Origin of the sequence: Streptomyces viridosporus (assembly GCF_002078235.1) — a bacterium.
Classification (GTDB): Bacteria; Actinomycetota; Actinomycetes; order Streptomycetales; family Streptomycetaceae; genus Streptomyces; species Streptomyces viridosporus.
Genome location: NZ_MSGP01000199.1, coordinates 1 through 18944, shown reverse-complemented (window position 1 = coordinate 18944; position 18944 = coordinate 1). Strand labels below are relative to the sequence as shown.

The window sequence follows — 18944 nt, the reverse complement described above, 5'->3', positions numbered from 1 at the left end:
AGCGGCGATGACGGACACCGATGTCCAGGACGTCATGGGCACGTTCGACGACCTGCGCAGCGCACTCTTCCGCTACTACGACACCCCGTTCAGCGTCGACGACCGTTCCGTCATGGAGGAACGACGCAACCTCCTGGACCGGGACAACGGGGCCTGGCGCGACCCGCTGATCGAGCTGCGCCCGCAGTACGCCTCCCGGGGCGTCGGCATCGCGGAGTCCTTCGCCGAAGCAGGGGCGCACCCCGATGCGGCCGAGTTCGCCCGCTTCACCCTCCCCGACGGCGTGACCAGCCTCTACCAGCACCAGCACGACGCCCTGGTCGCCGCCTGCGCGGGCAAGGACTTCGTGGTCACCGCGGGCACCGGTTCCGGCAAGACGGAGTCCTTCCTGCTGCCGGTCCTCGCCGACCTGGTCGCCGAGTCCGCCCACTGGCAGGGCACCCGTGCGGTGCAGCGGGAATGGTGGCAGGCAGACGGCGACTACATGCCCAGCCGACAGAGCGAGCACGGGCACCCCGCTGCCGTGCGCGTGCTGATCCTCTACCCCACCAACGCCCTCGCCGACGACCAACTGGTCCGGCTCCGGAAGTCGCTGGACAGCCGCGAGGCCCACGCATGGCTGGACCGCAAGCGCAACGGACACCGCTTCTACTTCGGCCGCTACACCGGAGCCACCCCCGTCTCCGGCAGCCGCGATTCCGAGCCGGCGAACTTCCGGCTCCGGCAGTACTTGCGGGAGGTCCAGGAACGGCAGCGCAAGGCCGACGAGAAGCTCGACGAGGAGCTGCGGCCCTTCATCCCGCGCCTCGGCGGAGCGGAGATGCACGCCCGCTGGGACATGCAGGCCGCGCCGCCGGACATCATGGTCACCAACTACTCGATGCTGAACATCATGCTGCTCCGCAAGCAGGAGGAGCACATCTTCAGCGCCACGAGGAAGTGGCTGGAGGAGACCCCCGGCGCCCGTTTCACCCTGATCCTCGACGAGCTCCACATGTACCGTGGCACGGCCGGCACCGAGGTGGCCTACCTGCTGCGCAACCTCCGCCACCGCCTCGGCCTCGACAAGAACCCCGAGAAGCTGCGTGTGCTCGCCGCCTCCGCTTCCCTGGAGGCCGGCCGGGACGATGATTTCCTCGACGGGTTCTTCGCCCTGCCCGGCTCCCGGCGCGTAATCATCCCCGGAAAGGCGAAGGAGATCCGAGGCGGGGGCGACCTGGCCGCCCACACCGAACGCCTCGCGCAGGCCGCGACGGTCCCCGTCGCCCAGGACGAAGCCGTCGCCCTGGCCCGGGAGACCGGCCTCGGCCCGGCGCTCCAGCGCGCACTCACCCCCGGCGGCAAGCCCCGTGCCCTGCCCGCCCCCGAACTGGCGAAGAACCTCTTCCCGGACGCCCACGAGCAACAGCGCCAGGACGCCCTCCACGGCGTGCTGCGCGTACTCGGCTCCGCCCAGGACCCCGAACTCCCCCAGCTCCGCGCGCACTTCTTCTTCCGGAACATCGAAGGCATCTGGGCCTGCTCCGACCCGAACTGCCCCCACATCTCCGTGGAACACGGCCCCGAACGCCGGGTCGGCCGGCTCTTCGCCGAACCCACCTCCCGCTGTACCTGCGGCGCCCGCGTCCTGGAGCTCCTCTCCTGCCAGGCCTGCGGCGACCTCATGCTCGGCGGGTACGCCAGCCCCAAGGACACCCAGCAGCGCAGGTTCACCGGTGCCCTCCACACCGACTTCCCGGATCTGGACCTGCTCCCCGACGAGGCCAGCGGCGCACCCACGGCGGCGAACTACGTCGTGTACTGGCCGCGCACCAAGGGCCTCGGCCTCGACGATCCCGGCTGGCACGCGGGCCTGTCCGACGGCGGGCCGCAGGTCGGGTTCGAGTTCCGCCGCAGCGCCTACCAGCCCGCCACCGGCCGCCTGGAGAACCGGGACGTCCAGCACACCGGCTGGTCGTTCCACATCTCCGTACCCCTGGACAAGGAGGGCAAGAAGCCGGCCCACGACCCGGCCCGGCTCCAGGCCTTCCCCACCCGCTGCCCCGCCTGCGGCGACGACTGGGAGATCAAGTACGACAGGGACGGCCGTTTCATCCCGCTGGAATCCCCCGACAGGCTGCGCAATGCGCCGGTCCGGCGGATGCGCACCGGTTTCTACAAGATCAACCAGGTGCTGGTGACCGAAGCCCTCGGCCACCTTCCCGACGGCCGACGCAAGGCGATCGCCTTCTCCGACAGCCGTGACGACGCCTCCGAGCTCGCCAGTGGTCTTGCCCTCCGCCACCACCAGGACCTTCTCCGCCTGCTCAGCGCCCAGGCTGTCGAGAACCAGGGGGATCCGTTCGGAGACCTTCAGCTGGTGAAGGCCCACTACGCCGGGGAAGCCGTCGATCGTGCCGGCGCCCGTGCCGCCATGGAACGGCTGCGGGACCGCAACCCGGCGGACTGGGGGCGCCTGAAGGCGATCCTCGCCGATGACCTCGACGCGGAGCCGGACCTCCTGCCCGACCTGGAGCGGAAGTTCTCCGAACTGCCCTCCCTGGACGACCTCGCCTCCGACCTCGAAGGCATGCTGCTGACGTACGGCACCAACCCCGCCGGTCCCGCGGCCTCGCTCCAGCAGACCTCGGCCGGACAGCCCTGGACCGCGCTCTACAACTGGGAGCGGGACCGGGAAGCGGTGGTGGACACCCAGGCACAGGAGGAACTCCTCAACCGCATCCGCTCCCGCCTCCGCCTCGAGACCATCGGAAGCCTCTTCTCCGGCGGCGGCCGTGACTTCGAATCGCTCGGACTCGGCTGGCTCTGCCTGCGCGACGACCGCTCGCCCCTGGAGACCGGCCCGGACAGCGACCAGGCCGTGGCGCGTGCCAGTCTGCGGATCCTCGGCCTGATGCGGCGCTTCACCCGGATACGTGCCTCTCTGCAGGGGCCGCCCGCACCTCTGAAGCGTTTCTGGAAGCAGATCGCCGAACGCCAGGGCACCGATGTGCGGACGATCGAGGACCGGGTGCTCGGCGCCTGGAAGGACGCCGTGGTCGACTACGTCATCAAACCGGAGAAAGTGGCGCTCCGTCCCGGCGAGAACAAGACCTGGACGTGCCGTTCCTGCCACCGGCCGCACCTTCACCCGGGCGCGGGGCTGTGCACCAAGTGCCTGACCCCGCTGCCCACCGTGCCCGAGCAGTACAGCGGAGTCCTCGAGGACGACTACTACGCGTGGAAGGCCGCCCACCGCACCGGTGACTTCCCCCTGCGCACCGCGGAGCTGACCGGCCAGACGGACCGGCTGGAGGCCCAGCGCCGGCAGAGCCTCTTCCAGGACGTCTTCCTCGGCGATGACGACGTTCCGCAGGCGGACGGCTTGGAACTGCTCTCCGTGACCACGACCATGGAGGCCGGTGTCGACATCGGCCCCCTCAACACCGTGATCATGGCCAACATGCCGCCCACCCGCTTCAACTACCAGCAGCGGGTGGGGCGCGCAGGTCGACGCAACAGCCCGGTCGCCGTGGCCCTCACCGTCTGCCGCGGCCGCAGTCATGACGAGCACTACTTCGCCCGCCCGGAAGCCATCACCAACGACCCGACCCCGCCGCCCTACCTGGTCCTCGGCATGGTCTCCGTCTTCCGGCGGGTCCTGCTGGGAGAGGTCCTGCGCCAGGCCTTCGAGCCCCTGCAGCCGGAGGACCGTCGGAAGGGGCCGGACATGACGACCAATGTGCACGGACAGTTCGGCCTCGCTGCCGACTGGCCGACGCATCGCGGTGCAGTCCGCCGCTGGATCGCCGAGCACCCGGACCGCGTCAGAGCCGCTGCCACCGCCTTCCAGGCCGGAACACCGGAGAGCATCGCCGCCATCGACCCGGTGGCCGCCGTCGACGAACTCCTCGACCAGGTCGACGAGGTGGCAGCCCGGACGGTCGGCCACCCCGACCTCAGCCAGCGTCTGGCAGAGGCGGGTCTCCTGCCCATGTTCGGCTTCCCGACCCGCTCCCGCCTCCTCTACCGGAGCATTCCGCAGAAAACCTTCCCCTGGCCGCCGGCCGACTCCGTCAACCGTGACCTGGCCGTCGCTCTCAGCAAGTTCGCACCGGGCAGCGAAACCCCGCAGGACGGCCGTCTGCTCCGCTCCAACGGAGTGGTCTCCCTCGTACCGAGCGGACGAGGAGTACAGGCCGCCGAAGAACCTTTCGGACCGGAACAGTTGGTCGCCATGTGCCGGATCTGCTCCCATGTGGACCCGCAGGCCGTCGTCGACCCGGAAACCGGGAGCGCCGGCACCTGCCCCGCCTGCGGTGCCGAGAGCAAGTACTACAAGGCCGTCCCCTTCCGGGAACCCGCGGGCTTCCGGGCCGCCCGTGAAGCACGGGACTACGACGGCTACCGGGAACTCGGCTCCAACGCCACCAGCGCACGAACCGCCACCGACCTGGAGAAGACCGCCCCGCGCATCCACCGTGCCGCCGACGACTGGATGGTCGTCCATACCGGCAGCGGCGACCGCTACATCGTCAACACCAACGCCGGAAAGCTCTTCCGGTTCACCAAGAACACCGGCCCGTGGCGCGGATACCTCGCCTTGGACAATCCCAAGGCGGAAGCCGACTTGGAGATCGCCCTCGGCGCCACCCAGCACACCGACATGCTCTTCGTCGGGGCCAAGGGCGCCCTCGACACGAACCGGGGCCTGCGCTTCGACATCTCGAAGTCCCAGCAGATCGACGGCTTCCCCGAGGCCTACCACGGTCGGCGCGCCGCCTGGTACTCGCTGGCAGCCCTGCTGCGCCGCGCCGCCGCCCCGCACCTGGACGTGCAGCCGGAGGAACTCCTCAGCGGCATCCACGGCTCGGACGCCCCGGTGGCCGCTCCCGTCATGGCCTACCTGGCGGACAGCCTCGACAACGGCGCTGGCTTCAGCACCCACCTCGGCTCGGAGGAACACATCGAGGAGTTCCTCCGAGCGGTCGACCACTACGTGCACGACCTGGAGGCCGACCACCACGCGCGGAACTGCCGCAGCTCCTGCTACGCCTGCCTGCGCGACTACTCCAACATGCGCCTCCACCCGCTGTACGACTGGCGGCTCGCCCGTGACCTGACCGACGCCCTGCGCGGCCGGAAACTGCGGATCGACCCGGACGAGCACGCCGTCCTGCTGAAGGGATGGGCGGACGAGGAGCCCGACGTCAGCCTGAAGGAGACCGCCGCCGGACCGGTGGCGCTCTTCACCTCGGACTTCACCGGCGAGCCCGTCGCGGTCGCCGTCAAGCATCCGCTGGAGTCCGCCACCGACAAATGCGGGAACGACCGGCTCCAGGCCCTGCGGCACGAGGTTCGTGCCGGTGGTCTCGCCACCAGGATCGCCTTCGCCGACTCCTACAGCCTGGACCGGACCCCTGCCGCGGTGATCGAGCAGGTGCACATCTTCGCGGAGGAGCTCTGATGACGGCAGGAATCCCGCTGGGAGCGGGCCAGGACGAGCAGGCCCGCCTGGAGGAGCTGCGGCAGCGCGAGATCGCCCGCCGCCTCGCCCTCCGCCAGGCCCGCGCCCAGGGCCGGACTGTTGGGAAAGCTCCGCAGGTCGCGGAAGCCGCCGGCAGCCCTGCTCCGGTCGTTCCGCCGCAGAAGCAACCGGAGCCGGACCCGGTTGTGCCCCAGCCGGTCCCCGAGGGATTCACCGACCGGGAGACCTGGGAGCGCGCCCGTTCCTTCGCCGAGCTCATGCTGCCTGACGCATTGAGGGCGGAGACCGGAACGCTTTCCGCACAGCAGCTGGCGCGGGCCGCGGCCGATGTGGCGTCCCGGCAGGACGACCCGGTCACGGGCGTCTCCCTGCTCGTCATGGCACAGGACCACGGGCTGGACGTCTTCAACGGCCGGTTCGACGAACGCGCCCGCGCCCTGCTGGAGGACAAGCCGCTGCCGCTCCTGGGTGAGCCGGGCAGCATGTGGCAGATCTACCAGGACGACCGTCGCCTGACGGAGACCAACCTGTCGGCCCCTCGGCAGAGGGCGCTCCTGGCGAAGCTTCCCCGACCGCTTCTCGACGACTACATCGACGAGGAGTGGATCGGCGCGGTCCCCGAGCGCGACGGCACCTCCCGTGCCGCCTACTTCCGCGCCCGCCTGGACCCGGCGTCCCTCACCGACGAAGAGATGGACCTGTTGGGCTGGCCGCTGGAACGGGAGCGCCGGGAGGCCGGCCCGGGAACGGAACCCGGCCGTGACTGGCCGGAGGACTGGCGTCTGCTGGTGAGACTGCAGGCCGACGACGCCAAGGCCATCGCCGAGGAGTGGACCGACCTCCTGCCGCCGACACAAAAGCTCCTCGACGCCCTGCGCGAGGTGCGGCGGACCGGAGAGGTCCCGGACGACCTCGTCGCCGACGAGCGGCTGTGGACCCTCCTGGAGCGGATCCACCCCGGCGTGCGCAGCCCGAGCAACAAGAGGTTCAACGGCTGGATCGGCGTGCGGACCCTGATCAGGGCCGTGCGGCAGATGCACCGTGCCCTCCTCCACGGCGACGACGAGACGGCGGAACAGCGGAGGAGGGCGGCGCTCACCATGGCCGTGAGGCTCCGGCACCATTCGCAGCCGGTTCGCTGGGAGGCCCAGAACGTCCAGGCCTACCTGCGCGCCGGCCAGGAGGTCACGGAATCCCTCGAATTCTTGGAGCAGGACGCCGAAGGCCGTCCCCCGGTGCGGGACCAGCTCGGCGGAGGTGCCGTGGCCACGCTGCGGAAGAACCGGAGCTTCCTGGAGGACCGACCTCGCGGAGAACGCGACCAGCCGCTCAACCCGTATATGGTGCTCGGCGTGCCCGATGGGGCGGGCGACTGGAAGAAGGCCTGGCGAGCCCTGAGGAAGGAGCTCGACGACAGTGGCCGCGTCCGGATCAACCGCGCCAAGGACATGATCGAGAAGGCCGAGCGCGAGCAGCAGGAAGTACCCCGGTTCGCCGTCCCGCTCGTCCCGCACCGCTGGGAGGACCCCACCGGCACGAGCCACCGGCTGGAACTCCCGCCCGAGCCTCTGCAGAGGCTCACCGAGCCGCCCACGGACAGCGACCGCGCGTGGTCCCGCACGGAGGCGGCCCGAGAAATAATCACCAGGGCGACGGAACGCCTTTCCCCGGCTGCCGAAGACACCGCAGCCCTTGAAGACCCAGAGAGCAGCACATCGTGAGCAACGGAGCCGGTAAAGGCGACAGCGGTTCTGGCCACCGCGACGGATCCCGACAGAAACAGGGACGTGGGCCGAACAACGGAAGCGTGCGGAATCGTGGTGAGCGCAGGGCGGCTGAAACAGCGCCCTGGCGGTTCACCGAGAGCCACCTGCCCGAGTTCACCCCGGGGGCCCTGGACGCCGCCGCGATCCTGAAGTCGGTCAACGAGACACTCCTGCCCGTGGTGGAGAAGGAGTTGGAAGAGGCGACGGAGAAACTGGGCGCAGTTCTGGCCGACAAGGAGACCGAGGCCGATCTGGTCTCCGCCTTCAGGGCTGAGCTGATGCGCCGAGTGCTTCCCCAGTTCACCGAAGCAGTGCGCAAGGGTGTGCTGGAGAGTATCCGCACGCGCCAGATGCACTTGGCCCAGCTGGCCGTCCTGCACCGGCAGGCGCTGGACGCGAAGGCTTTGAAGGTGGTGCTGGCCCGCCTCGACCACGAGGCGGCGAAGGCGGGCCTGCAGATCGTCGGTGACACCGGCGATCAGTCGCTGTTCAACGTCGTGGAGGACCAGCCCGGCGTGATGAAGAAGGGCCCGGTCACCCTGGAACTTGTCGCGCCGGCCTACGTCGACAAGGAGTCCGGGAAGCTCGTCGAACGTGGCTGGCTGCGAGCAATCGCGGAGGCACCGTCCCCCAAGCCTTCGCCCGGGCCCAGCAAGATGAAACCGGGGCAGAAACGCAGGGCGAACCATGCAGAAGTGAATAAGAACAAGCCGGAGAAGGAGGCTCCTGTCCGGCAGGAGAGGAAGAAGCCACACCGGGGGCAGGAACCCGAAAAACAGCAGCACAGAGGCGATGGGCGGCGAAACGGCGGGTCACGTCCCCGCTCTGGAGGTAACAGGGGCCGCCAGATGAAGCAAAGGGGAACGCGATGACCTTCGGTATCGACTTCGGGACCAGCAACTCCGTGGTGGCCCACTGGAATGGACACACCACCGAAGTGCTGCCGGTCGACAGCGACAACGTGCCCGCCCAGTGGCAGATGTCGGAGTTCGAGCAGCTCTTCCCCTCCGTGCTGTCCGTCCGCGACCTCCAGCGCACCCTCTGCTTCGGCTGGGAGGCGAAGACCGGCACCAGTGAGCCGCTCGACGCCGTGAAGCGCATGCTCGGCACCCGCTCCGGTGCCGAGAAGGACGGTGACATCGACGGCCTCGAGGTCGCAGCACAGCTCGAGGAGCACCATGCCTGGGTCGGCTCGGAGAAGTTCCACAGCACGGTCGCGGCCGCCTCCCTCTTCAGCCGGATGAAGGAAGGCGTCTCCGCCCAGCTGCTCGACCTCTCCGATGCGGTCGTCACCGTCCCCGCCAAGGCCACGGGCGGTGCCCGCTACCGCACCCGTGCCGCGGCAGCGCTCGGCGGTGTGAAGGTTCGGGCCTTGCTCAACGAGCCCACCGCGGCTGCGATCTCGTACGTTCGCGACGTCCCGATCCCCGGCCGTTTCCTCGTCTTCGACTGGGGTGGCGGCACCATCGACGTCACCGTCCTCGAGTACGACGACGGTCTCTTCGAGGAGCAGACTTCCCGCGGCATCACCGCCCTCGGAGGCCTGGAGTTCGACAACGCACTGGCCCAGCTGATCCAGCAGAAGATCGGCCTGACCGCGGACCGGCTGACCAAGGCCGAACGACGCCGGTGGCGCCGGTCGGTCGAGCTGACGAAGATCGCCCTGTCGTCCGTGCCGATGGACGGCGCGCTCTACTTCGACCTCCCGGTCGGCCTCGCCCCCTCGATCTCGAAGCGTGAGGTCAGGATCACCGCGGCCGAGTACACCGAGGCGATCACCCCGCTCATCACCCGCGCACTGGAGGCGGTCCAGCAGGCTCTGGAAGACCTGGCCATCACCTCGGACGACATCGACTCCGTCCTGATGATCGGCGGCACCTCGCAGATCCCCCAGGTGCGTCACGCCCTGGGCGAACTCCTCGGCCACGACCGCATCGTCGACAGCGGCCTGTGCCGGCCCATGACCGCCGTCGCCCGAGGCGCGGCCGTCTACGCGGCCTCCCTCGACGGCGAACTCGGCGACGACAGCGACTTCTCCCTGGTGACCAGCTATGACCTGGGAACGGCCGTGAGCGCGGGCGAACAGAAGGGCTTCCGCGCCATCATCCGACGCAACGCCACGCTCCCCGCGGAGGGTTCGGCCAACTTCTACCCGGACACGCCGGGCGCCTCATTCGTGCGCGTGCCGGTGATCGAGGGCGAGGTCGGTTACCCGGCGGACAGCGACCGTGCCTTCCCCCTGGCCAACATCGAGGTACATCTTCCGACCCGGGAACAGGACATCCGCCGGAACAAGATCGAGATCAAGTTCCGCTACAACGAGAGCGGCATCCTGCGCTTCACCGCCACCCACGCGGAGACCGGCGTGGTGCTTGCCGAGCGGGAGATTGACTCCTTCGGCCCCGACGGCACACCGCTGCAGCACGGCCTCGACGATGAGCTGACCCGCCTCTTGGCCCACACCGTCCGCCCGTTCGCCGACGGCTCCTCCAATGTCCGACACCTTTCGGCAGCCGAAACGGCCAACGCCCGCCCCGCACCGATCGACCTGTCCGTGCGCGTGGTGGAGGCCGACCCTGCGGTAACGGTCAACGGCGAGCCGCAGGGAGTGGTGACGGGGGGACTCTGACCCTCCTCCGGACTCGGGCGCGCAATCCCCGGGTGCGCCAGTGGCTCGCTCCACTGCTGCGGCAGGTGTCGGCAGCCGATGCCGCCAGCTCACGAGGAAGCGCCGCGGCCCCCTTCCACTCCCGGACGGGGGGAAGGGGGCCGCGATGTGTCGGGCGCTGGACGGTTCAGCGGGCCGCGGGGGCGGCGGAGGCCTCGTCCCGGCCGGGGGCGGCAGGAGCCTCGCCCTCGTCGAGCGCGACGTCCTTGGTCTCCTTGCCGATCAGCAGCGAGACCAGGGTCAGCAGCGCCATCGCGGAGAGGTAGACCCCGACCAGCCACGGCGAGCCGTCGCCGGCCTCCCACAGGGCCACCGCGATGAACGGGGCGACGGCCGCGCCGAGGATCGAGCTGACGTTGTACGAGATGCCGGAGCCGGTGTAGCGCACGCTCGTCGGGAAGAGCTCCGGCAGGAGCGCGCCCATCGGGCCGAAGGTCATGCCCATCAGCGTGAAGCCGAGCACCAGCCACAGCACCACGCCCAGTGTGCCCAGGCCGATCAGCGGCACCCACACCAGCCCGAAGACCAGGATCCCGGCGGTGACCCAGATCAGGGTGGTGCGACGGCCGTACTTGTCGGCGAGCGGGCCGGAGACCAGGGTGAACGCGGCGAAGAACAGCACCCCGAAGATCATCATCAGGACGAAGGTGGTGTAGCTGTACCCCAGGCCGGGCACGGCGGCGTCCTCCGGCGTACGGCCGTAGCTCAGCGAGAACGTGGTCATCAGGTAGAAGAGCACGTACGTCGCCAGCATGAAGAAGGTGCCGAGGACCAGCTGCTTCCAGTGGCTGCGGAAGACGGTGGCCAGCGGCAGCTTCCGCACCAGCCCGGCCTCCTGGGTCTTGGCGAAGACCGGCGCCTCCACCAGACGCATCCGCACCCACAGGCCGATCACGACCATGACGGCCGAGAACAGGAACGGGATGCGCCAGCCCCAGCTCAGGAAGGCCTCCGAGGGCTGCGACGGGTCGGCGCCCGCCGCGGACGGCAGCAGCGCGCCGATGATCAGGAAGAGGCCGTTGCCGATGATGAAGCCGAGCGGGGCGCCCAGCTGCGGGAACGTGCCGTAGAGGGCGCGCTTGTTCTTCGGGGCGTTCTCCGTGGCGACCAGCGCGGCGCCGCTCCACTCACCGCCCAGCGCGAAGCCCTGGGCGAGTCGCATCAGCACCAGCAGCGCGGTCGCGATCCAGCCGGCCTGCTCGTAGGTGGGCAGCACGCCGATGAGGAACGTGGCGATGCCCATGGTGAGGAGCGAGGCCACCAGCGTGCCCTTGCGGCCGAGCCGGTCGCCGAGGTGTCCGAAGACGACGGCGCCGATCGGACGGGCGACCATGGCGGCGCCGAACACCGCGAAGGACGACAGCAGCGCGGTGGTCGGGTCGCTGTTCGGGAAGAAGAGCGTGGGGAAGACCAGGACGGCGGCGGTCGCGTAGATGTAGAAGTCGTAGAACTCGATCGTCGTGCCGATGAGGCTCGCGACGAGGACACGGGACCGCGAGTTGGCGGGCGCCGGGGCTGGGCTGGTGGCTGGTGCGGGCATTTCTCGGTCTTTCGCACGAGGGCGGAGAACAGACGCCGGCGGTGTACCGCCGACGGCCCGCCCGACAGCAGGCACCTTCCCGGAGGAAAGCCGCATGTACGGTACAGGCAATTCAAGGTTCCCAGACATCTCACTCATCAGTCGACGCGTATCAAGATGTGGGACGAGTTCGAGGTGTCGAGCGCTGTGAGCGCACGCGGGCCGACCGTGGGCCGACCGCGGGAACGGGCTCCCGGAGGGCGAACGGCGAACGGCCTGCGGCACGGANNCGGGTCCGTGCCGCAGGCCGTCGTCAGGTCGCCGGACCGGACCGCCGCCGGGTCGCGGCGGTACCGGAAGGGCTGACTCAGTCGTCGCGCGCCTCGGCCTCCACCGGCTTCGGGATCATGAAGGACGTCGCGAAGGCGGCGGCCAGGATGACCACTCCGGCGATCATGCCGGCGGTGTAGTCGGCGGGCGACGTGGGGTCGTCCGGCAGGGCCGCGGTCTTGACCGCGTACAGCACCGCGAAGCTGAGACCGGCACCGAGGTTGAACGCCCCCGCGTTCAGGCCGGGCAGGAAGCCCGGGTTCTCCTTGGGGGACAGGACGATGCCGAGCCCGTTGAGCACGATGTTCGCCACACCCGCGTAGGCGATGCCGACCAGGATCGAGGTCAGCAGCAGCAGGGCGCGGGACTGGGAGTCGACCGTGAGGATCATCAGGAGCACGCCCGCCACGGCCCCGATCAGCCCCAGCCGCAGGATGCGGCCGTACCCGAAGGTGGCGGCCAGCCGGCCGGCGAGGGGCCCCATGGCCAGACCGGCCAGGGCGTACGGGGTGAGGGTCCACCACGCGGACTGCTCGGCGCCCATGCCGAGCCCGGCGTTCCCGTCCTGGGCGAGTGCCGGGATCAGTCCGTTCATGACGGCGAACACGCCCGTCATGGTGAGCAGGGTGGTCAGCAGGGTCGCCCAGGTCGAGCGCTGCTTCAGGTGCCGGGTGGCGACCAGCGGGTGCGTGCTGCGGTCCTCGGTCCGCCAGAACAGGACGAAGGCGATCGCGCCGACGACGAGGAGGACGGCGACGAGGGGCCAGTTCGCGTCGGCGAGCTTGCCGGCCTCGTTCAGCGCGGTGAGCAGCGCACCGACGGACACGACGAGGAGCGCGACGCCCGGCCAGTCCATCCGGTCCGCGGCGGGAGCCTTGGTCTCGGGGGTCAGGGTGGCGACCATCACGGTGGCGAGGACCGCCACGACGGCCATCGTCCAGAAGACCGAGCGGAAGCCGTAGTTGTCGGCGAGGTAGCCCCCGGCGAGGGCGTCGACACCGGCGATGCCGCCGTTGACGGCGGTGATCACGCCCAGGAGGGTGCCGTACTTCTTCGGTTCGGTCACCTCCTGCCGCAGCATGATCAGGCAGAGGGGGACGACCGGGCCGGACACGCCCTGGATGATGCGGCCGACGAACAGCACGGGCACGCTCGGCGCCAGTGCGGCGACGACGCAGCCGACGGCCATCAGGGCCAGCATGCCCGCCAGGACCTTGCGCCGACCGATGACGTCGCCCAGCCGCGGCAGGAAGAGCGAGAACAGGGCCGCCGAGGTGAAGAACGCGGTCTGGGTGAGCCCGATCTCGGCCGAGCTGGCCCCGAAGCTCTCCTCGATGTTCTTCAGCGCGGGGCTGAGCATGCTCGCGTTGAGCTGGAAGGCGAAACAGGCCGCGAGCAGTGCGACCATCAGCACGCCCACCCGGGTCGTGCGGCGGCCCGATGCCTCGCCGGGCCGGTTCACGGTGGTGGGTGCGCTCATGCCTCGACGTCGCCGATCCGCTCGAGGGCGTCCACCACGAGGTCCCAGAACCGCTCGCGGTCGAGCTCGACCGCGACCTGGGTGTGGCAGTCGGCCGGGGCCGGGGCACGGAAGTCCGTCACGGTCATGCCCAGGGTCAGGCCGCCGGTGAGCTCGACGTCCACGGGAGCCTTGCGCACCGTCATGACGGAGGGGTCGATCACGTACGCGACCGCGCACGGGTCGTGCACGGGCGGGTGCTCGAAGCCCTGCGCCTCCTTGTAGGTGGCGCCGAAGAAGTCCAGCAGTTCGCCGACGAACTTGGCGGGCTTGGTGCCGACCGCGGCGATCTTCTCGGCGACCTCGGGCGTCGCGAGGGCCTGGTGGGTCAGGTCGAGACCGACCATGGTGACCGGCCAGCTCTCGTTGAAGACGATGTGGGCGGCCTCGGGGTCGATGATGATGTTGAACTCGGCGACCGCGCTCCAGTTGCCCTCGTGGTAGCCGCCGCCCATCAGGACGACCTCGCGGACCCGCTCGACGATGCGGGGCTCCTTGCGCGCGGCGAGGGCGATGTTGGTCAGCCCCGCCGTCGGGACGATGGTGATCTCGCCGGGCTCGTGCGACATCACCGTGTCGATGATGAGGTCGACGGCGTGCCGGCGGTCCAGCTCCAGCGTCGGCTCGGGCAGCACCGGCCCGTCCAGACCGGTCTCGCCGTGGATGTCCGGTGCCGTCTCGATGGCCCGCACCAGCGGCCGCGGGCAGCCGGCGGCGAAGGGGACGCCGGTGATCCCGGCGATGCGCGCCACGGACAGGGCGTTGCGGGTCACCTTCTCCAGCGTCTGATTGCCGACCACGGTCGTGACGGCGACCAGTTCGATGTCGGGGTTGCCGTGTGCCAACAGCATCGCGATGGCGTCGTCGTGTCCGGGGTCACAGTCGAGAATTATTTTCTTGGCCATCGGAAGAGCCCCCTTGCTCTGGCGGGACGGTGGTGGTGGATCTCTGGAGCGCCGCGGGAGGGCTGCTGCCGGAGGACGGGCCGGCTCACCTGCCGGCGGTGGTGTCTGCGTCACCGGGAGCACGCCGGGGACACGGGACGGTCGGCTGTCACGACGACCGGGTGAACACTGCGCATCTCCCTGGAAACGCCTGGGAAATCGTTCTCCAGAAAAATTTCTCATTAATCCGCTGTTGTCAACGAGGAACAGGTCACAGTGCGATGTTGACAAGCCGGGGCTGCGTGGTTGACAGGTGATAACGTTTGCCGAAACATCCCGGGAGACAGCTTCCTTTGTGAGGGGCGATCGAGTCGAGGGAAGCGAAGTCGGACCGAGTGAAGGGGGCCTGACTGTGACTGAGGTCACACTGAAAGAGGTGGCTCGCGCGTCGGGCTGCTCCGTCGCCACGGTGTCCCGGGTGCTGGGCGGAACCCGCCCGGTCGGGCCCGAGATCGCCCTGAGGGTGAAGGAGGCGGCCGAGAGGCTCGGTTACCGGCCCAACCAGGTCGCACGCGCCCTGCGCAGCCGCTCCACCGGCACCATCGGCCTCGTCCTGCCGCAGATCACCAATCCCTTCTTCCCCTCCCTCGTAAGGGAGGTGGAGCACGCCCTGCACGCCGAGGGCCGCGCCCTGCTGCTCGCCGACTGCAACGACGACCCGACGACCGAGGCGGCCCGGATCACCGCCCTGCTGGACCGGCAGGTCGACGCCCTGCTGGTCATCCCCGTCGACGAGAAGCACAGCCGGGACGCGGTGGCGACGGCGGCGGCCCGCGTGCCGATGGTGCTGCTGGACCGCGGGTGCGGTACCGGCGTGGCCGACCTGGTCGCCACCGACAACGCCTCCGGAATGGCGCTCGTCCTGGAGCACCTGGCCGCCACCGGTCGCCGCCGTGTCTGCTTCGTGGGCGCGAGCGGGTGCGACACGGCGGCGGTCGAGCGGCTCGCCGCGTACGAGGCGGGGGCCGCTTCCCTGGACCCGGAGGCACCCGGCCGCGTCGAACTCGGCGACTTCTCGCTGGAATGGGGACGGGCCGCGGTGGACCGGATCCTGCCCTTCCGGCCGGACGCCGTCGTCTGCGCCAACGACCTCATCGCGGTCGGCGCGCTGCAACGGCTGCGGCAGCTCGGCGTGGACGTCCCGGGCGAGATAGCCGTCACCGGCTTCGACGACATCCCCATGGCGGGCCTCGCCGACCCGGCCCTGACCACCGTCCGTCAGCCCGTGCGCGAACTGGCCGCCGAAGCAGCACAGTTGCTCGGCAGCCGACTGGCCGGGCAGACGGACGGTCCACGACGGTCCGTCCGTCTCGCCCCCGAACTCGTCGTCCGCGCCTCCAGCGCACCCCGCGCCCCCTCGGCCCAGGACGCCGGCAGTACCCCCACCCCAGAGGAAGACCAGTGATCGCAGTCGTCGGAAGCCTCAACCTGGACCTCGTCGCACCGGTTCCCCACCATCCGGTGCCGGGCGAGACGGTCCTCGGCGGTGACATCGCCCAGCACCCCGGCGGCAAGGGCGCCAACCAGGCGGTCGCCGCCGCCCGGCTCGGCGGGAACGTCGCCTTCGTCGGCCGGGTCGGCGAGGACGACGCGGCCGACGTCATGCTCGGCGCCGTCCGGCAGGAGGGCGTGGACACCACGCACATCACCCGCACCCCGGACGTGGCCACCGGCCGCGCCCTGATCGCCGTCGACCCGGCGGGCGAGAACACCATCATCGTCAGCCCCGGCGCCAACGGCCGCCTGGGCGCCGCCGATTGCGAGGACGCCGCCGCCCTGCTGCGGCGGGCGGCCGTCACTGTCCTCCAGCAGGAGGTCCCGGACGAGGCCAACCACGCCGCCGCCCGGCTGGCCGGCGGCATCGTGCTGCACAACCCGGCCCCCGCCGTCGCCGGCGCCGTCCCCCCGCCCCACGTCGACGTGCTGGTCCCCAACCGCACGGAACTGGCGGCCCTCTCCGGCACGCGCGTGCCGGAGACGATCGAGGACGTCGTCGCCGCGGCCCGCAAACTGACCGGGGCCGGCGCGGTCATCGTCACGCTCGGCGGCGACGGGGTGCTCCTCCTCGAAGGCACCGCGCACCTGCACGTCCCGGCCTTCAGGGTCCGCCCCGTGGACACCACGGCCGCCGGCGACTCCTTCTGCGGAGCGCTCGCCGTCGCCCTCGCGGAGGGCCGCACCCTCGAGCAGTCCGCTCGCTGGGCCTGCGCCGCCGCGGCGATCAGCACCACGCGAGCGGGAGCCCAGCCCTCGCTCGCCCGTCGGGACGAGGTCGAGGCCTTCCTCGCCCGGCAGAGCTGAGCCACCGCCCCGCCCGGGTCCCGGGCGCCCCGATGGGGCAGGGGCCGGGCGGGACATGAGGGACATGAGGCGGTGAGTCCGCGCCGGAGCGCCAGGCACCCGCCCGGCGCCGGAACGGGCGCCGCGTGCCGCACGGGCGGGACGTGCGACCGCCGGTGGCGAAGGCCGCGGCCCGCGCCCCGCGCCCGCCGTGACGGGGGGATCACGCGGCCACGGGCCACGGGCCGCGCCCCACGGTCCGTACCCACCACGACCCGTGGCCCATCTCCATGACCCACGGGTCACGGCGCAGGCGCGCGGACACCGCGTGGCTCCGCCTCCTCGTTCCTCCTCGCACTCACCGCACGACAGGCGCCGCCCCACGCCGGGCCGCGCGTTCGATGGGGGTGAGGGAAGTCCGCTCGGCGGTCGCCGGCGGGCGCGTGCCGCAGGAGTACGTCCGCGCGGTCGAAGCCGCCACCGTGCCCCTGGCCGAACTGTTCGGCTATGCGACCCGGCTGCGCGGCCGCACCCGGGCCGCGGCACCTTCACCACCCGGGCGGCCGGCTACGCACCGGCACCGGCTTCGGAGCCGACGCGGTAGCCGGAACGGCGGCCCCTCCCGCACTCAGCCGGGAGGGGCCGCCACCGGCGGGTACCGGGAGCACGTCCGACCGTCGGCGTCGGTCGGGGCGCGCCCCGGGCGCCGGGATCAGGGGTAGGACACCACCTTCGACGGCACGGTCTCCGTGCCGGAGGTCGGCGATCCGGTGTCGTTGATGACGCACTCGTACTGCCCGTGACCGCTCAGCGAGACGACCAGCAGGTGGTGGAAGCGCACCCCGGGCCGGTTCGGGGCGGCGAAGCCGTGGTGCTGGACGATCGTCGGGTCGACGTTGTAGTAGCAGTAACTGCCCATGCCCCAGCCCTCGTGGGTGGTGACGTGGTCGCCGACCTTGTACGCGGCGTACCCCTTGAGGGAGCCGTTCTGGATGGCGGCCTGGTTCGGGGCGTCGTAGGCCTTCTCGTTCTGGAAGAAGACCGTGCGCCCGCGCTCCCCGTTCCACTGCACGTCGTACTTGTTGAAGTGCTCGACGAACAGGCCGGTGGCGAGGACGTCGTGGCCGTTGACCACGACGCCGTAGTCGCAGCGGTTGGTCTCCCAGCCCACGCCGTCGCCGTGGTCGGCGCGCCACACCCAGGTGTGGTCGATGATGGTGTGCCGGGCGTTGACCACCATGCTGGTGGTCGCCTTGCCGGGACCGGCCCCGCCGATCCGGATGAAGACGTCCTGGACGGTGATGGGGTTGGCGGCGTGGCTCCGGGAGGAGCCGCGCGGCCCGACCTCCAGCAGCACCGGGGAGTTGACCCTCCCGGCGTCGATCAGGAAGCCGGCCAGCCGTACGCCGTCGACGTCGGCGACCGTCAGGGCGGTGGCGCCGTTGTCGGGGATGAGGGTGGCGTAGCCGAGGCCCAGGACGACCGTGTTCGGCCGGTTCACCCGGATCGGCCGGTCGACGTGGTAGATGCCCGGCGTGAGCAGCAGGTTCAGGCCCTGCTCGAGCGCCTGGTTGAGGGTGGCCGCCGAGTCGCCGGGCCGCGCGACGTAGAAGCGGTCCAGCGGCAGCGAGGTGCCGCGCGGGGTGCCGTTGCCCCAGGTGACGCCCCGCGCATTGGTCCGCAGCGCGGGCAGGAAGACGCGGTACCGGTCGCCGTCGAGGTACAGGAAGGGCTTCTCGCGGGAGAGGGGCGTGGTGGCGAGCGTGGTGTACGGCGGGTCGGGGAAGCTCTGCGCGGGGGCGCCCTCGACGCCGGAGAAGACCATGTTCCACACGGCGTTGGTCCAGCCGCCGACCGAGCTGTCCCGGGTGTACCACTGCTGCTGCGAGTACGGGCCGACCGTGCCGTCGATCCGGCTGTCGGCGATGTAGCCGCCGCTCGCCCAACCGTAGCCCGCGGGGGCGAGGTTGAGTCCGCCGCGGATGTGCATCCGGCGGAAGGGGGCCGCCTGGGCGACCGCCCAGCGGTTGGTGCCGCTGACCGGGACCAGGGCCAGGTTCTCCGCCGAACGCCAGAAGTTCTGCGTGGCGTTGCCGTCGAACCAGCCGGCGTCGACCGTCACGTCGCCGTGGATGGTGGTGTCGTCGGGGGAGAGGCCGAGACCGGAGACGGACGTGTAGAAGCCGATCTGCGCGTTGAGCCCGTGGTAGGCGCCCGGCTTGAAGAGGAACTGGTAGCGGCCGGTGCCGAACTGCGCCGACTCCTGCCGGGCGAACACCTCGTCCAGCTTGGCCTGGATGCCCGGGGTGGACGGGTCGAAGACGATCACGTTGGGGCCGAGGTCGCCCCCGCCCTCCAGCAGGCGCGGCCCCTTGCGGCCCGCCGCGGGGGCGGCGGCGGCCACCGCCGGCAGACCGGCCAGGACGGGGGCGGCGGCCGCGGCGCCGAGCA

At 70.8% G+C, this 18944-nt stretch carries 10 protein-coding genes; 6 read left to right on the top strand and 4 right to left on the bottom strand.

Going from position 1 to position 18944, the window contains the following annotated elements:
* The first annotated feature begins 7 nt into the window (after positions 1 to 7).
* Genes B7L92_RS41590 through B7L92_RS14675 form a run of 4 tightly spaced genes read left to right on the top strand, consistent with a single transcriptional unit; the run spans position 8 to position 9862 of the window.
* Positions 8 to 5446 carry a DEAD/DEAH box helicase gene (locus tag B7L92_RS41590; RefSeq protein WP_218030453.1) on the top strand — a complete coding sequence of 1813 codons (5439 nt, stop codon included), beginning with the start codon at positions 8 to 10 and terminating at the stop codon, positions 5444 to 5446.
* Positions 5446 to 7188 carry a hypothetical protein gene (locus B7L92_RS14685; protein WP_081237920.1) on the top strand — a complete coding sequence of 581 codons (1743 nt, stop codon included), beginning with the start codon at positions 5446 to 5448 and terminating at the stop codon, positions 7186 to 7188. The genes B7L92_RS41590 and B7L92_RS14685 overlap by 1 nt, the downstream gene beginning before the upstream one ends.
* Entirely contained in the window at positions 7185 to 8105 is a 921-nt protein-coding gene (locus B7L92_RS14680; protein WP_143626322.1) for a hypothetical protein, read from the top strand. The genes B7L92_RS14685 and B7L92_RS14680 overlap by 4 nt, the downstream gene beginning before the upstream one ends.
* On the top strand, positions 8102 to 9862 hold the full coding sequence (locus B7L92_RS14675; RefSeq protein WP_081237915.1) for an Hsp70 family protein: 1761 nt from the start codon (positions 8102 to 8104) through the stop codon (positions 9860 to 9862). Before B7L92_RS14680 ends, B7L92_RS14675 begins: the two co-directional genes overlap by 4 nt.
* Positions 9863 to 10028: 166 nt before the next feature.
* Here the strand turns inward: B7L92_RS14675 and B7L92_RS14670 are convergent, their stop codons facing one another.
* The 3 genes from B7L92_RS14670 to uriH form a co-directional block, all read right to left on the bottom strand.
* Positions 10029 to 11441: an MFS transporter gene (locus B7L92_RS14670; protein ID WP_081237914.1), complete on the bottom strand. Its 1413-nt coding sequence runs from the start codon at positions 11439 to 11441 to the stop codon at positions 10029 to 10031.
* 346 nt (positions 11442 to 11787) lie between these two features.
* Complete coding sequence (gene uriT, locus B7L92_RS14665) at positions 11788 to 13230, bottom strand: uridine transporter UriT (RefSeq protein ID WP_081237912.1); 1443 nt, start codon at positions 13228 to 13230, stop codon at positions 11788 to 11790.
* Positions 13227 to 14174 carry a uridine-preferring nucleoside hydrolase UriH gene (gene uriH, locus B7L92_RS14660; RefSeq protein WP_026084720.1) on the bottom strand — a complete coding sequence of 316 codons (948 nt, stop codon included), beginning with the start codon at positions 14172 to 14174 and terminating at the stop codon, positions 13227 to 13229. Before uriH ends, uriT begins: the two co-directional genes overlap by 4 nt.
* A gap of 415 nt (positions 14175 to 14589) precedes the next feature.
* Here uriH and B7L92_RS14655 point away from each other — a divergent pair, with 415 nt between their 5' ends.
* Positions 14590 to 15618, top strand: coding sequence for a LacI family DNA-binding transcriptional regulator (locus B7L92_RS14655; RefSeq protein ID WP_255310960.1), 1029 nt, complete (start codon positions 14590 to 14592; stop codon positions 15616 to 15618).
* Positions 15615 to 16514, top strand: a complete 900-nt coding sequence (gene rbsK / locus B7L92_RS14650; protein ID WP_081237908.1) for a ribokinase — start codon at positions 15615 to 15617, stop codon at positions 16512 to 16514. The genes B7L92_RS14655 and rbsK overlap by 4 nt, the downstream gene beginning before the upstream one ends.
* A gap of 691 nt (positions 16515 to 17205) precedes the next feature.
* On the opposite strand, the gene B7L92_RS14645 is transcribed toward rbsK, so the two are convergent.
* Positions 17206 to 18944: pectate lyase-like domain-containing protein (locus B7L92_RS14645; protein WP_107501491.1), on the bottom strand; the 1739-nt coding region annotated here is incomplete at its 5' end.

Excerpts from the sequence above, each read along its gene's own strand:
- B7L92_RS41590 (WP_218030453.1), top strand. The coding sequence starts at position 8 with ATGACGGACACCGATGTCCAGGACGTCATGGGCACGTTCGACGACCTG.
- B7L92_RS14685 (WP_081237920.1), top strand. The coding sequence starts at position 5,446 with ATGACGGCAGGAATCCCGCTGGGAGCGGGCCAGGACGAGCAGGCCCGC.
- B7L92_RS14675 (WP_081237915.1), top strand. The coding sequence starts at position 8,102 with ATGACCTTCGGTATCGACTTCGGGACCAGCAACTCCGTGGTGGCCCAC.
- B7L92_RS14670 (WP_081237914.1), bottom strand. The coding sequence starts at position 11,441 with ATGCCCGCACCAGCCACCAGCCCAGCCCCGGCGCCCGCCAACTCGCGG.
- uriT (WP_081237912.1), bottom strand. The coding sequence starts at position 13,230 with ATGAGCGCACCCACCACCGTGAACCGGCCCGGCGAGGCATCGGGCCGC.
- uriH (WP_026084720.1), bottom strand. The coding sequence starts at position 14,174 with ATGGCCAAGAAAATAATTCTCGACTGTGACCCCGGACACGACGACGCC.